13 protein-coding genes are annotated in these 13662 nt (G+C 68.4%); 8 read left to right on the plus strand and 5 right to left on the minus strand.

The window, feature by feature from the left end:
- The 4 genes from ASE31_RS05905 to ASE31_RS05920 all read left to right on the plus strand — a co-directional run.
- A partial coding sequence (locus tag ASE31_RS05905) for an MBL fold metallo-hydrolase (RefSeq protein ID WP_235514278.1) occupies nt 1-643 on the plus strand: 643 nt, incomplete at its 5' end.
- A 104-nt stretch (nt 644-747) separates the two neighbouring features.
- Nucleotides 748-1662 (plus strand): DMT family transporter, encoded by a 915-nt coding sequence (locus ASE31_RS05910; protein ID WP_235514279.1) that lies wholly within the window; start codon nt 748-750, stop codon nt 1660-1662.
- A 15-nt stretch (nt 1663-1677) separates the two neighbouring features.
- On the plus strand, nt 1678-2877 hold the full coding sequence (locus tag ASE31_RS05915; protein ID WP_057200589.1) for an NADH:flavin oxidoreductase/NADH oxidase: 1200 nt from the start codon (nt 1678-1680) through the stop codon (nt 2875-2877).
- A complete protein-coding gene (locus ASE31_RS05920; protein ID WP_057200590.1) occupies nt 2874-3593 on the plus strand; it encodes an EthD family reductase in 720 nt (239 codons plus the stop codon). Before ASE31_RS05915 ends, ASE31_RS05920 begins: the two co-directional genes overlap by 4 nt.
- An 11-nt stretch (nt 3594-3604) precedes the next feature.
- Here ASE31_RS05920 and ASE31_RS05925 read toward each other — a convergent pair whose 3' ends face one another.
- Together ASE31_RS05925 and ASE31_RS05930 are read right to left on the minus strand one after the other, a co-directional pair.
- Nucleotides 3605-3952 (minus strand): hypothetical protein, encoded by a 348-nt coding sequence (locus tag ASE31_RS05925; RefSeq protein WP_057200591.1) that lies wholly within the window; start codon nt 3950-3952, stop codon nt 3605-3607.
- 9 nt (nt 3953-3961) lie between these two features.
- The gene (locus ASE31_RS05930) at nt 3962-6886 is read right to left on the minus strand and encodes a DNA topoisomerase III (protein WP_057200592.1); all 2925 of its coding nucleotides are present in this window, start codon (nt 6884-6886) and stop codon (nt 3962-3964) included.
- 119 nt (nt 6887-7005) lie between these two features.
- Between ASE31_RS05930 and ASE31_RS05935 the strand changes: the two genes are divergently transcribed.
- The 4 genes from ASE31_RS05935 (at nt 7006) to ASE31_RS05950 (ending at nt 9961) form a co-directional block, all read left to right on the plus strand.
- The gene (locus ASE31_RS05935) at nt 7006-7611 is read left to right on the plus strand and encodes an SET domain-containing protein (RefSeq protein ID WP_057200593.1); all 606 of its coding nucleotides are present in this window, start codon (nt 7006-7008) and stop codon (nt 7609-7611) included.
- The gene (locus ASE31_RS05940) at nt 7608-8456 is read left to right on the plus strand and encodes a biotin--[acetyl-CoA-carboxylase] ligase (RefSeq protein ID WP_057200594.1); all 849 of its coding nucleotides are present in this window, start codon (nt 7608-7610) and stop codon (nt 8454-8456) included. The genes ASE31_RS05935 and ASE31_RS05940 overlap by 4 nt, the downstream gene beginning before the upstream one ends.
- A 13-nt stretch (nt 8457-8469) precedes the next feature.
- A complete protein-coding gene (locus ASE31_RS05945) occupies nt 8470-9138 on the plus strand; it encodes a hypothetical protein (protein ID WP_057200595.1) in 669 nt (222 codons plus the stop codon).
- Nucleotides 9139-9217: 79 nt separating this feature from the next.
- Nucleotides 9218-9961: a DUF6882 domain-containing protein gene (locus tag ASE31_RS05950; protein WP_057200596.1), complete on the plus strand. Its 744-nt coding sequence runs from the start codon at nt 9218-9220 to the stop codon at nt 9959-9961.
- A 33-nt stretch (nt 9962-9994) separates the two neighbouring features.
- Here the strand turns inward: ASE31_RS05950 and ASE31_RS05955 are convergent, their stop codons facing one another.
- The 3 genes from ASE31_RS05955 to ASE31_RS05965 form a co-directional block, all read right to left on the minus strand.
- Nucleotides 9995-10963, minus strand: a complete 969-nt coding sequence (locus ASE31_RS05955; RefSeq protein ID WP_057200597.1) for a tripartite tricarboxylate transporter substrate-binding protein — start codon at nt 10961-10963, stop codon at nt 9995-9997.
- 120 nt (nt 10964-11083) lie between these two features.
- Complete coding sequence (locus ASE31_RS05960; protein ID WP_057200598.1) at nt 11084-12100, minus strand: MBL fold metallo-hydrolase; 1017 nt, start codon at nt 12098-12100, stop codon at nt 11084-11086.
- 79 nt (nt 12101-12179) lie between these two features.
- The gene (locus tag ASE31_RS05965) at nt 12180-13628 is read right to left on the minus strand and encodes a sensor histidine kinase (RefSeq protein WP_057200599.1); all 1449 of its coding nucleotides are present in this window, start codon (nt 13626-13628) and stop codon (nt 12180-12182) included.
- Between the last annotated feature and the right edge of the window lie 34 nt (nt 13629-13662).

Consider the following 13662-nt stretch of genomic DNA (forward strand, 5'->3'; position numbering starts at 1 on the left):
TTTGATCGTCGAGCGCGGCCAGTTCGACAAGGACAGCGAGATCGGCCGCTTCCCGCGCCTGTTCCAGAACGTGGAAAGCGTGCCCGAAGGCCTGACCTGGCCGACCATGACCTTCAACAAGAAGATGACCCTGTGGCTCGGAAAGCTGGAAGTGCAGATCCTGCAGCTGGGCCGGGGCCACACCAAGGGTGACACCGTGGCCTGGCTGCCGGCGGAAAAGATCCTGTTCTCGGGCGACCTGGTGGAATTCGGTGCCACGCCGTATGCGGGCGATGCCTACTTCAAGGACTGGCCACAGACCCTGGACAACCTGGCGGCGCTGAAGCCCGAGAAGCTGGTGCCCGGACGCGGCGCCGCGCTGCAGACCCCGGCGCAGGTGCAGGAAGGCTTGGCGGGCACGCGCGCTTTCATCAGCGACCTGTACGAGAGCGTCAAGGCCAGCGCTGCCAAGGGCGAAGACCTGCGCAAGGTGTACGAGGCTACGTTCGCCAAATTGCAGCCCAAGTACGGCAACTGGGTGATCTTCAACCACTGCATGCCGTTCGACGTGACGCGGGCCTATGACGAAGCCACGCAGTACCCGGACCCGCGCATCTGGACGGCCGAGCGGGATGTGCAGATGTGGAAGTCGCTGGAAGGCTGAGCGCCCCACCCTGACCGCGCGGCAACCGTGCGGTCGCAATCCATGGCCCGCCCGTCGGTCGCACGGGTGATGCCGCCCTGTTGGCGCTTGCAGGAGCTCTGGACATGAATGACCGCCAAACGCTGGCCGTGCAGGCCGTCCTGATCGGTGCGATGGCTGTGTGGGGCCTGAACCTCACGTCCGTGAAGTGGCTGACCGCCTGGTTCGAGCCCACCATGCTGGCCTGTGTGCGCATGCTGGTGGCCTGCATCGCGCTCACCGCCATCGTCGTGGCCAAGCGCTGCGCGCGCATGCGCTTCACCGGGCGCCAGTGGGCGGCGATGGGACTGTGCGCGGTGTTCATGGTGTACGCCAACCAGGTGCTGTTCGCCCAGGGCCTGCAGCGCTCCACGGCGACCAATGCGGCGCTGGTGATGGCGCTGAGTCCCCTGGCCTCGGCCCTGCTGGCGGCGCTGGCGTTCCGCGAGCCGCTCACGCTACAGCGCGGCTGCGGCGTGCTGCTGGGCTTTGCCGGCGTGGCGGCGGTGGTGCTCAGCTACCCGGGCTCGGGGCTGTCCAGCGCGGGCGTGGGCGACCTGCTCATCATCTGCTCGGTGGTGAGCTTCGCCGCCGGCGGTGCCATGGTGCAGCGCCTCGCGCGCCAGATCCACCCGCTCACCCTGTGCTGGCTCACCTACTGCATCGGCACCGCATTGCTGGTGGTGCACCTGGCGCTGGGGCCATCGGCCGTGACGGTGGCCACGCTGTTCCCGGGTTGGTGGCCATGGGCGCTGGTGCTGTTCTCGGGCATTTTCGCCACGGCGCTGTGCAACGTGGTGTGGAACCAGGCCATCGCCTCCATCGGCGTGGCGCGCACCGCCGTCTTCCTCTACTGGGTGCCGGTGTTCGGCGTGCTTTTTGCCGCCCTGCTGCTGGGCGAGCAGCTCACGCTGTGGCATCTCGTGGGATTTGCCGCCGTGATGGGTGGTACCTGGCTGGGCACGCGCCGGCACGTGGCCGTGGCGCCTGCCGTGCCCTGAATCTTCTCTCTGACCATGACCTATTCACAACCTCCCCTGCTGTTCCAGCCCCTGGCCCTGCGCGGGCTCACCCTGCGCAACCGCACCGTCATCTCGCCCATGTGCCAGCACGCCGCAGAAGGCGGGCACGCGACGCCCTGGCACCTGGTGCACCTGGGCAAGTTCGCCCTGGGCGGCGCGGGCCTCATCCTCACGGAAAGCACGGCCGTGGACCCGCGTGGGCGCATCGGCACCGCTGACCTCGGGCTGTGGAAAGACAGCCACATTGACGCACTCAAGCCCGTGGTGGATTTCGTGCACGCCAACGGCAGTGCCATCGGCGTGCAGCTGGCGCACGCCGGCCGCAAATCCGGGAGCCAGCCGCTGTGGGAGGGCGGCGCGGCACTGGGCGACGCGCAGATGGCCGCCGATGCGGAGCCCTGGCAGCGCCTGGGCCCGAGCGCCTTGCCTGCCGGGCCCGGCTGGTCTGCACCCATGGTGCTCGATGCGGCTGGCATCGAAGACATCGTGCAGCGTTTTGCCGATGCTGCGCTGCGTGCCGACCAGGCCGGGATGGACGTGGTCGAACTGCACTTCGGCCATGGCTACCTGGTGGCCAGCTTTCTCTCGCCCCATTCCAACCACCGCGGCGACGAATGGGGCGGCAGTTTGCAGGGGCGCATGCGCCTGGCCCTCACCATCGCGCGCCGGGTGCGTGCCGTGTGGCCTGCCCACAAGCCGCTGTTCGCCCGCCTCTCGGTCGTGGACGGCAGCCGCGAGGGCGGCTGGGACGTGGAGGATTCGATCGTGCTGGCGCGTGAACTCGCGCAGTGCGGCGTCGATGTGATCGACTGCTCCTCCGGCGGCCTGACCGAGGAGACGCGCGCCCTGCCCGTGCCACGCGGCCTGGGCTTCCAGGTGCCGTTTTCCGCCCGCATCCGGGCCGAGGCCCAGGTCAAGACCCAGGCCGTGGGCATGATCGTCGATGCCGCGCAGGCCGAGGACATCCTCGACCGCGGCCAGGCCGATCTCATTGCCCTGGGCCGCGAGGCGTTGCTCGACCCCTACTGGCCCCACCACGCCGCAGCCGCCCTGGGGGCCGACCCAGGCTACGAGCGCTGGCCCGTGCGCCACGGTGTCTGGCTGGCCAAGCGGGCTCCGGGCCTGGCGCGTGCGCGTGCCGATCAGGCGGACGGTACGTCCTTCACCAGTGACAACCACAAGGAGACACGATGAGCAGCCACCACATCCCGAGCCGTGTGAGGATGGGCCTGATCAGGAAGCAGCCCGACTGGAGCATCGAGCGCTTCGATGCCTACTGGCGTGACCACCACGGCGCACTGGCGGCGCGCGTCCCCGGCTTGCAGGCCTATTGGCAAAACCTGGTGACCGACCGGCTGCAGCGCGGCATCGACTACGCGCGCGGTCCGTGGGATTTCGACGGCTTCTCGCAGCTGTGGCTCGACGGGGAGCGGCGCGCAGAGGCTGCCTTCGGGCAAGGCAACCTGGCCGCCGAGCTGGTAGCGGACGAACAGCATTTCCTCTCGGGCCTGCACATTGTGACCACCGAGCAGACCGAGGTCATCGCCCTGCCCGCCGACCCGGCGGCCCGCGCGCGGCTGCTCAAGCGCATCTCCACCCTGCGCCGCCGCGCCGATATCTCCGAGGACGATTTCAGGCGCGAATGGCGCGTGCACGCCGGCCTGGTGCGCACCATGCCCGGCGTGAGTGGCTACCGCCAGAACGTGGTGACCGAACGCGAGCGCGTGAAGGGCCAGCCCTGCGGCTATGGCGATCTGCCCATTGACGGCATCGTGGAGCTGTGGTTCGAAAGCCCAGAGGTACTGACGGCTGCGTTTGCGTCACCTGAGGGACAGCGCACCATGGCCCATGCCAGGACCTTCCTGGCGGAGATCACGGCCTTTCTGGTGACCGAACGCCGCGTGGTCTGACGGGCCGGTCCTCACGGTGAGCGTGGGAAGGATGTGACTTCGCCATTCACCTTGTGCTCCTGGCCGCCGGGCGCGCAAGGCTGGTCGGTGTAGACCGTGCGCCCCTCCTGGACGCACTTGCGCAGCTGGGGTGCGGGCGCCGATGCAGCGCCTCGCGCGCCCGCGGCAGTGCCTTGCGCGTTCTTCTTTTCCGGCGGCAGGGAGTCTTCTCCGGGGCGCATCAGCCTGCCCCACGTCTTTTCGACCCACGGCCCGGCCTGGGGCAGCCATTGGTCGGCTTTCCACCAGGCCACGGCGGCGCCAGCCACCAGCAGCACCACGGCGATGGTCCAGGCGGTACGTTCGCGGGCGCTGCGCATGCTGCTGCGTCAGCCCAGGTGCTGGCCCAGAATGCCGGCCAGCTCGAACATGCCTGCACTGTCCTTGCCGAACACCGCCCGCAGCTTGTCGTCGGCGACGATGGTGCGCTTGTCCTTGGGGTCCTGCAGGTTGTTCGCCTTGATGTACTCCCAGAGCTTCTTCACGGCCTCGGGCCGGGCCACCGGCTCGCTGCCGATCACGGCGGCCAGGGCGGCGCTGGGGGCGGCGCCGGCGGCGGCCTTGCGCGGCGCCTTGGCGGCGGCGGTCTTGGTGGCTGCGGCCTTCTTGGCAGGGGCCTTCTTCGCTGCAGCTGCCTTGGCCGGGGCCTTGGCGGCCGCTCCGGCCGTCTTGCCGGCAAAGGCGCCGGCAGCCGGCTTGCGCGGCGGGAACTTGCTCGGCGCGAACTCGAAGTTCACCTTGCCCGCCTCCTTGTCCCAGGCCAGGAAGGCCTTGAACGCGCGGCGCGTGCGCATGGAGACGAATTTGTCAAGCAGGTCGGTCTTGCCGGTCTCCAGCAGCTTGTGCATCTGCTCGCGCTCCACCGGCTGCTGCAGGATGATCTTGCCGCTCTTGAAGGTGCAGCTCGGCGTGGGCTGGGCAGCGGTGGGCACGGCCTTGCTGCATACGTAGTTGGCGCCATGCTCGTGCACGCCGGCGCCGCAGATCGGGCAGGGGCCCAGGGACGCATCGGCAAACTCCACCAGCTCGCCCGATTCCTCGGCGTTCTTGTCGTCGCCGAAATCGAACTCGAGCTTGTAGTTGTGCGCTTCGTCGTCGTACTTGATGACGATCTCGGAGGTGAAGGGCCAGCCCGCCTTGGAGCGGAATCCTTCGAGCGGCCCGATCTTCTTGTCGCGCAGCAGGGCCTCGGCCTCGGCGGTCTCGAAGGTGCGGCCCGCAGGCGACTTGCCGAAGCTGAAGCCGCAAGGCTCGGCACCGGGCTTGCCCACGCAGGCGAAGCGGCGGTAGTTTTCCTTCACCACGCCGCCGCAGTTGGGGCAGGGCGTGGTCAGCGTGGCGTAGTCACCGGGAATGGTGTCGCGGTCGTACTCCTTGGCCTTCTTGACCATGCGCTCGGTCATGGCGGCGATGTCGGCCATGAAGGACTCGCGGCTCAGTTGCCCCTTTTCCATCTGCGAGAGCTTGAACTCCCACTCGCCGGTCAGGTCGGCGCGGCACAGCTCCTCCACCTCCAGCCCGCGCAGCAGCGTCATGAGCTGGAAGGCCTTGGCCGTGGGGATCATCTCGCGGCCTTCGCGCAGCATGTACTTTTCGGTCAGCAGGCCTTCGATGATGGCCGCGCGCGTGGCAGGCGTGCCCAGCCCCTTCTCCTGCATGGCCTCGCGCAGTTCCTCGTCATCGATCTGCTTGCCGGCGCTTTCCATGGCGCCCAGCAGCGTGGCTTCGGAGTAGCGCGCCGGCGGCTTGGTCTTGAGGCCCTTGGGGTCGACCTGCTGGGTCTGCACCGTTTCGCCGGGCTTCACGGGCACCAGGTTCTGGCCCTTGTCGCCGTCCTTGCCACCCTCCACTTCGTCGGCGGCTTCCTTGCCGTAGATGGCCAGCCAGCCGGGGCGCACCAGCACCTTGCCCTCGGTCTTGAAGCTGTGGCCCACGGCCGTGCTGATGCGGGTCGTCACCGTGTACTCGGCACTCGGGAAGAACACCGCCATGAAGCGCCGCACCACCAGGTCGTACAGCTTTTGCTCGGCCTCGGACAGGCCGCTCGGCGCCTGCAACGTGGGGATGATGGCAAAGTGATCGCTCACCTTGCTGTTGTCGAAGATGCGCTTGGAAGGGCGCACGTAGTTGTTGGTCAGCGCCGTGCGCGCATGCGGTGCCAGGTGGCGCATGCTGCTGTCGGCCAGCATCTCGAAGGTCTGGCGTGCCACGGGCACATAGTCCTCGGGCAGCGCGCGCGAGTCGGTACGCGGGTAGGTCAGGGCCTTGTGGCGTTCGTACAGGCTTTGCGCCAGTGCCAGCGTGGTCTTGGCCGAGTAGCCGAATTTGCCGTTGGCCTCGCGCTGCAGGCTGGTCAGGTCGAACAGCAGGGGCGATGCCTGGGTGGTGGGCTTGCTCTCCTCGGTGACGCTGGCCTTCTGGCCGCGCACGGCGTCGGCAATGGCCTGGGCTTCGCGCTGCGACCAGACGCGGTCGGCGCGCATCTCCACGTCCTCGTTTTTCTTCCACTTGGGGTCGAACCACTTGGCGGGGTACTCGCCGGCCTCGGCCTGGAAGGCGGCATGGATTTCCCAGTAGTCGCGGCTCACGAACTTGCGGATCTTTTCCTCGCGCTCCACCACCAGCGACAGCGTGGGCGTCTGCACCCGGCCCACGGTGGTCAGGAAGAAGCCGCCATCGCGCGAGTTGAAGGCCGTCATGGCCCGCGTGCCGTTGATGCCCACCAGCCAGTCGGCCTCGCTGCGGCTGCGCGCCGCATGCGCCAGGCCCGCCATCTGCTGCTCGCTGCGCAGGGCGTCGAAGCCATCGCGGATCGCCTGGGGCGTCATGGACTGCAGCCACAGCCGCTTGACCGGCTTGCCCAGGGGCTTGGCGCCGCCGGCGTACTGCTCGATCAGGCGAAAGATCAGCTCCCCCTCGCGACCCGCGTCACAGGCGTTGATGAGTTGCGTCACGTCCTTGCGCTTGGCCTGCTTGACCACCGCGTTCAGGCGGGTCTTGGTCTTGTCCACCGGCTTGAGGTCGAAATACGGGGGGATCACCGGCAGGTGGGCAAAGCTCCACTTGCCGCGTTTCACGTCGAATTCCTCGGGTGCCTGGATCTCCACCAGGTGGCCCACGGCGCTGGTGACTACATAGCGGTCGTTCTCGAAGTGGTCATCGTGCTTTTCGAACTTGCCCGCCACGGGCGTCAGTGCGCGCACGATGTCCTGCGCCACTGAGGGTTTTTCTGCAATTACCAGGGTCTTGGTCATTTTTTGGTTTCTCGCCAGTCTGGCTGTCCGGCATCCGGCCGGTCGCTTCTACAATTCGTTGCCTCACGCGTACACGCGCACGCGCATGTGTGCATATTCAAGTTAACAGAGTTTTTGCCATGCCCCGCACCGCATTGCCCGCCGCCCCTTCCAACCCACCGGGCCGCCGCATCCAGACGCGGCGCTCGGGCGTGCACGGCAACGGCGTGTTTGCCGTGCAGGATATTGCAGAGGGCGAAGTCCTTGTCGAGTACACGGGCGAGGTCATCGGCTGGGAGGAAGCCCAGGATCGGCACCCCCACGATCCCCTGCAGCCCAACCATACCTTCTACTTCCATGTGGATGAAGACCGCGTGATCGACGCCAAGTTCGGCGGCAACTCCTCGCGCTGGATCAACCACAGCTGCAACCCCAACTGCTATGCCGACGAGCGGGACGGCCGGATCTTCATCACCGCCCTGCGCAACATCCACGCTGGTGAGGAACTCAACTACGACTACGGCCTGATCATCGACGAACCCTACACCAAGAAGCTCAAGGCCGAGTATCCCTGCTGGTGCGGCAGCGACAACTGCCGGGGCACCCTGCTTGCGCCCAAGCGGGGCTGGCGCCCTCCCATGCCGGCTGAGCCTGTAGCGCCCCCGCGTAAAAAGAGTAACAAAAAAAGCGGCGACGATGACACGGGCAACAAGGCCTCCCAGCCCGGGCGGCGCGCAAAGCCATGACCCCGCTTTCCATCCGCTGGCCTGCCGAAGCCCTCTGGGAAGCCGTGGTGCCCCAGTTGCCGGGCTTTTCCGTCGAGGTGCTGCCCAGCATCGACTCCACCAACACCGAACTCATGCGCCGCGCGCGCGCAGGCCTGTGCGACCCCACCCTGCTCGTGGCCGAGCAGCAGACGGCGGGGCGCGGGCGCCTGGGCCGGGTCTGGCAAAGCGATGTGGGCGCCTCGCTCATGATGTCGCTCGGCCTGCCCCTGGCACCGGCCGACTGGTCGGGCCTGTCGCTGGCCGTGGGGGTGAGCGTGGCCGAGAGCCTGCAGCCGGTGCTGCCGCCGGAGGTCGAGGGCCAGCCCCCCCGCGTCGGCCTCAAGTGGCCCAACGACCTGTGGACCACCGGCGACCGCAAGCTCGGCGGCATCCTGGTCGAAACGGCCAGCTTTGTGGCGGCGCAGGGCAGCAGTGCCATGCCGGCGGGCAGCGCGGCCCGCTACGTGGTGGTGGGCATCGGCATCAACGTGCTGCCGCGGGGCGGCGATGGCATGAGCATGCCCCCGGCCAGCCTGCAGGAGGTGGAACGCGGCCTCACTGCCCCCGAGGCGCTGCGGCGCATCGTGCCGCCCCTGGTGGCCATGCTGCAGTCGTTCGAGGGCTATGGCTTTTCCCCCATGCAGGCGCGCTTTGCGCAGCGCGACATCCTGCAGGGCCGCGCCGTCACCATGAGCGACGGGCAGGCCGGCACCGCCCACGGCGTGGGCGAGGATGGTGCGCTGCTGGTGCAGACGGCCAACGGGATGCAGGCCATCACGAGTTCGGAAATCAGCGTGCGGCCCAGCCCCGCGCTGCCGTCATGAAAGAAGGATCTGCATGCTGCGCCTTCTCATCCTGATCCTGCTGTTGGCCAATGGCGGCTACTACGCCTGGTCGCAGGGGCATCTGCGCGAATGGGGCTTTGCGCCAGTGCAGGAGGGCGAGCCCCAGCGCATGGGCCAGCAGCTGCGCCCTGACACCTTGCAGATCCTGCGGGCCAGGCCGACCAACCCCGCCCCGCCAGTTCCCGTGTCCGAGGCCACGCCACCCGCGGGCACCGCGGCCGAATGCCTGCAGGCCGGCGTGCTCGACGAACGGCAGGCCGAAGCCGTGCGCACGGCGGCAGCCGCTCTGCCCCAGGGCAGCTGGGTGCTCGAATCGACACCCACGCCGGCCCGCTGGATGGTCTACATGGGCCGTTTCGAAGACCAGGAGACCCTGGACAAGAAGCGCGCGGAGTTGCGTGCCCGCAAGGTCGACTTCGACCGCCCCGGCGGCACGCTGGAGATCGGCCTGTCACTGGGCCGTTTCACCACGGAGGACGCGGCCAAGCGCGAGCTGGCGTCACTGGGCGAAAAAGGCGTGCGCACCGCCCGGGTGATCCAGGAGCGCACCGAAACCCCCGGCTTCACGCTGCGCCTGCCCGCCGTGACCGATGCGCTGCGCTCGCAACTCGACACGCTGCGCAGCGCACTGGCCGGCAAGGCGCTGCGCAGTTGCAGCTGAGCTGAGCTGCCGGCGCCTGCAGGCTCTGCACGCGGTGGCGCTCGATGCCGTTCCCTTTTTCCTTTGCGAACCTGATCCCATGACCGAAGAAGCCTCTTCCATCCAATGTGGCGAGCACGGAGAAGCCACGCCCACCTATGTCTGCGGGCACCTGCACCGCCACCCCGCGCAGCGCTGGTTCTGCGACGCCCCCGAGGCCGACTACCCCTTCCCCGACGCCTGGTGCGCCACTTGCAATGCCGAGTTGGTGAAGGAAGGCGGCGAGTGGAACGACCGCAACGAGGGCTGTCTGGACCTCAAGATCCTGTGCAACCACTGCTACCAGGGCTCCATGGCCCAGAGCATTGGCGCCATGCCCGAGCCGCAACTGCACGCCTGGGAAGACGCGGTGGTCGATGCCCACCATGCGCTGGTGCACAAGCAGCAGGCGCTCGAATCCGACCACGGCGTCTCGCGCTTCGAGCGCTGGGACTACGACCAGGCGCAAGGCACGCTGACCTTCTCGCACGAGGGGGCTCCCCGGGTCGTGGCGGACATCGAGTTCATCGGCTCGGTCTCCAAGGCCAGCGGCACCTGGCTCTGGGCCTGGGCGAACTTCAGCCACCATGCCAAGGTGAGCACCCGCATCCCTGCGGTGCGCGAGTGGGGCGAGGTCCAGGGCTTTCTGCCGCTGACCGTGCCCCGCTGGGATGCGGACGTGACGGACGGCTGGGAGCTTTCGGGCGTGGCCGCGCAGGTGCTCGGTGCGCGCGGGGTGTACCGGGCGCCCACGGACAATGGCTACCTCTTCATGGCGTTGATGTCGGTGCGGGCGGTAGGGTAGCTTTGGGATGGCGCCTGTGCCATCCCAGGGCCTTCAGTCCAGCACGATGCGCGCGAAACGGCTCACGCGCCGCATCTTGTCGACTTCCTTGCGGATCTGCGCGCCGAACTCCTCGGGCAGGCTGCCGGAGCCGAAGAGACCCTGGTCCGCCAGCTGGGTCTTGACGCTGGGTTCCTGCAGCACGGCGGCCACGGCATCGCGCCACTGCCTGGCCATGGCGGCTGGCATGCCCGCTGGCGCCACCAGGCCGAACCACGACGGGTCGTTGCTGGAAAACAGGCTCAGCTCGGCATAGGTGGGCACCGTGGGCAGCACCGCCAGCCGCTCCTTCCACGACACGGCCAGTGCCCTCAGCCGGCCGGCCTGGATGTGCGGCAGGGAGGAGGCCACCTGGTCGAAATAAACGGGTACCTTGCCGCTCACCACGTCGGCCAGTGCCGGTGACGCGCCCCGGTAGGGCACATGGGTCATGAAGGTGTTGGTGGTGCTCTTGAGCAGCTCGCCCCACATGTGGCCGATGGTGCCATTGCCGGGCGAGGCATAGGCCACCTTGCCGGGTTGCGCCTTCACGTAGCGGATGAACTGCGCGAAATCCCGCGCCGGCAGGTCGGGGTGCACCACCAGCACGCCGGGGGCCTTCACGATTTCGGTGATGGGCGTGAAGGCGTCGATGTTGTAGGGCAGGTGGCGGTAGACCGCAGGGTTGACACCGTGCGTGGACAGCGTGGCGATGCCCAGTGTCAGCCCATCGGGCGCGGCGGCCGCGACCTCGGTCATGCAGGTGGCGCCCCCCGCGCCGGGGCGATTCTCCACGGTGATGGGCCGCTGCATCCGCTGCGACAGCGGGCCGGCGATGGCGCGTGCCGTGATGTCGGTGGCACCGCCCGCTGCAAACGGAACCAGCAGCCGCACCGGGCGCGTATCGGCCGTGGATTGGGCCCATGCGTGGCCTGCAGCCCATGGAATGGGGAATGCCCCGGCCAACAGAGTGCGTCGTTTCATCGGGGGCCTTGTCGGTAGTGAAAGGCCCATTCTGGAGAGTTGGTGCCGCCGTGGATAACGACGTTTGGCACTCAGCATAGTCCTGGCAGGAATGTCCCGGTCGTGCCACGCCTGCGATGGCTACTCCAGCGGGATCGCCCGCGTCTCCCCGTGCCGCATCAGCCACACGCGTTCGGTGGGCACGCCGCGCTCGGCCAGGGCGGCGGCCAGGTCGCGCGGCGGGTGGTCGAAGGCCTCCTGGGTGAGTGCAAAGGTGCCCCAGTGCACGCCCATGGCCTGGCGCGCCTGCACGTCCAGCATCAGCTGCACGGCGTCGGCCGGGTTCACGTGCATGGGCTTCATGAAGTCGCGCGGCAGGTAGGCGCCGATCGGCAGGGCCAGAAAATCGACGGCACCGATGCGCTGGCGGATGGCCTTGAAGTCGTCGCTGTAGCCCGTGTCGCCCGGAAACAGGAAGCGCCAGGGCCCTGCCGCATCGGGCCGGCTCCACTCGAGCAGGTAGCCGCCCCAGAGCGAGGCATTGGTGTCGTTCAGGCTGCGGCGGCTCCAGTGCTGGGCGGGGGTGAAGTGCACGCGCACGCCAGGCGCCAGCTCCACGGACTCCCACCAGTCGAGTTCGGTCGTGTTGTCCATTGCGCGCCGCACGAACCAATCCTTGAGCCCCATGGGCACGATGAAGCGCGGGTTCTGCCCCGCTGCCCTCAGGCGCTTCAAGGTGGCACTGCACAGGTGGTCGTAGTGGTTGTGCGAGACCAGCACGGCATCGATGCGCGGCAACTGTTCGGGCGCGAGCGGCGGCGGCACGCGCCGCGGGGCGCCAAAGCGCCCCAGCGGACCGGCATGGCTGGCCAGCGTGGGGTCGATCAGCACGTTCAGCCCCGCCACCTGCAGCAGCATGGAGACATGGCCCAGCCAGGTGACCAGCGGCGCCTCGTGCCTTTGCGCCAGCAGTGCATGGTCCACGGGCTGGGTCCAGTCGCTCACGAAGCGCGCGTAGCCCCCGGCGGGTTCGGTGCGGGGCTTGAAGTCACCACGCAGCGAGCGCCAGGCCATCTCGTACCAGGGGAAGTCGCCGATCACGACCCCTGCATCGGTGTTGCGAAAGCGGCGCGGTGGCGAAGAGGGAGAAGCAGGCATGGGGCATCCGGCAGAACGGGATTTCATGATGCCTCAAACCAGTCCTTCCGGCTGCTGCCTCGGGCCGATGGCCCTGGTTTCAGGCGGGCGCGTGCTCGCTGGCCGCAAAGCGCACGCTGAAGCGCGCCCCCGGCGGCTGCATGCCGGGGTGGGCATCTTCGAGCACCACCTCGGCCCCGTGCTTGCGTGCGATCTCCAGCACAATGGGCAGGCCCAGGCCCGATCCGTCCGCATCGCTGCCCAGTGCCCGGTAGAAGGGCTGGAAGACCAGATCGCGCTCGGATTCGGGCACGCCCGGGCCCGAGTCTTCCACCTGCAGCAGCAGCACGCGGCCGAAGGTGTCGGCCAGCACGCGCGCGGTGACCACGCCGGGCCTGTCGGGGGTCGACGGGGTGTAGTTGAGCGCGTTGTCCACCAGGTTGCGCACCAGCTCCTTGAGCAGAGTCGGGTTGCCGTCCACCCAGACACCGGGCGAGCCAGGCTCGGCGCCGTCGTAGCCCAGGTCGATGTGCTTTTCGAGCGCGCGCGGCACGGAGTCGCGCACCACCTCGATGGCCAGGCGCGCCAGGTCGCAGGGCTGGCGCGCAAAACCCACGCCGCTGCCCTCGGCGCGTGCCAGCGCCAGCAACTGGTTGACGGTGTGCGTGGCTCGGATGCTGGAGCGGCCGATCTGCTGCAGCGAGCGCTTGAGCTCCTCGGTGCTGGTTCCCTCGCGCTGCGCCAGGTCGGCCTGCATGCGCAGGCCCGCCAGCGGTGTCTTGAGCTGGTGGGCCGCGTCGGCCAGGAAGCGCTTTTGCGTGGCCAGCGAGTCGTGCAGGCGCGTGAGCAGGTCGTTCACCGAGGCGACCAGCGGCGCCACCTCCAGCGGCACGGTGCGGTCGTCCAGCGGCGAGAGGTCGTCCGGGTTGCGCGCGCGGATGCGCTGCTCCAGCTGGTTCAGCGGCTGAATGCCGCGCGCCAGCGCCAGCCAGACCAGCAGCACGGCCAGCGGCAGGATCACGAACTGCGGCAGCATCACGCCCTTGATGATCTCGGTGGCCAGCACACTGCGCTTCTCACGGGTCTCGGCCACCTGCACCAGGGCCAGCGGGCTGTCCTTGAGGGCCAGGCGCACCCAGATGTAGGCCACGCGGATGTCGATGCCGCGCAGCTCGGCATCGCGCAGGCGCACCTCGCCGGGCATGGGCACTTCGTCGGAGGGGGGCGCTGGCAGTTCGCGCTCGCCCGAGAGGAACTCCCCGCCCACGCCCTTGACCTGGTAGTACACCACGTCGGAATCGTCGGCGCGCAGGATCTCGCTGGCGGGCTGGGGCAGGTTGAATTGCACCGTGCCCTTCTGCACCCCCACCAGCTGTGCCAGCGCGTGGGCGTTGTACTCCAGCGCGCGGTCGAAGGGCTTGTTGGCCAGGCCCTGGGCCACCAGCCAGGTCAGCGCCAGGCTTACGGGCCACAGCAGCAGCAGCGGGGTGAGCATCCAGTCCAGGATCTCGCCAAACAGGGAGCGCTGCTCGCGCTGGAAGATTTTCAAGGTGTAGGGTGAAGAGCTGCAAGTGCCGAGGGAA

This window comes from Acidovorax sp. Root217 (assembly GCF_001428645.1).
In the GTDB taxonomy this organism is placed as follows: Bacteria; Pseudomonadota; Gammaproteobacteria; order Burkholderiales; family Burkholderiaceae_C; genus Acidovorax.

Excerpts from the sequence above, each read along its gene's own strand:
- ASE31_RS05920 (WP_057200590.1), top strand. The coding sequence starts at position 2,874 with ATGAGCAGCCACCACATCCCGAGCCGTGTGAGGATGGGCCTGATCAGG.
- ASE31_RS05935 (WP_057200593.1), top strand. The coding sequence starts at position 7,006 with ATGCCCCGCACCGCATTGCCCGCCGCCCCTTCCAACCCACCGGGCCGC.
- ASE31_RS05930 (WP_057200592.1), bottom strand. The coding sequence starts at position 6,886 with ATGACCAAGACCCTGGTAATTGCAGAAAAACCCTCAGTGGCGCAGGAC.
- ASE31_RS05950 (WP_057200596.1), top strand. The coding sequence starts at position 9,218 with ATGACCGAAGAAGCCTCTTCCATCCAATGTGGCGAGCACGGAGAAGCC.
- ASE31_RS05925 (WP_057200591.1), bottom strand. The coding sequence starts at position 3,952 with ATGCGCAGCGCCCGCGAACGTACCGCCTGGACCATCGCCGTGGTGCTG.
- ASE31_RS05960 (WP_057200598.1), bottom strand. The coding sequence starts at position 12,100 with ATGCCTGCTTCTCCCTCTTCGCCACCGCGCCGCTTTCGCAACACCGAT.
- ASE31_RS05940 (WP_057200594.1), top strand. The coding sequence starts at position 7,608 with ATGACCCCGCTTTCCATCCGCTGGCCTGCCGAAGCCCTCTGGGAAGCC.
- ASE31_RS05945 (WP_057200595.1), top strand. The coding sequence starts at position 8,470 with ATGCTGCGCCTTCTCATCCTGATCCTGCTGTTGGCCAATGGCGGCTAC.
- ASE31_RS05915 (WP_057200589.1), top strand. The coding sequence starts at position 1,678 with ATGACCTATTCACAACCTCCCCTGCTGTTCCAGCCCCTGGCCCTGCGC.
- ASE31_RS05910 (WP_235514279.1), top strand. The coding sequence starts at position 748 with ATGAATGACCGCCAAACGCTGGCCGTGCAGGCCGTCCTGATCGGTGCG.
- ASE31_RS05955 (WP_057200597.1), bottom strand. The coding sequence starts at position 10,963 with ATGAAACGACGCACTCTGTTGGCCGGGGCATTCCCCATTCCATGGGCT.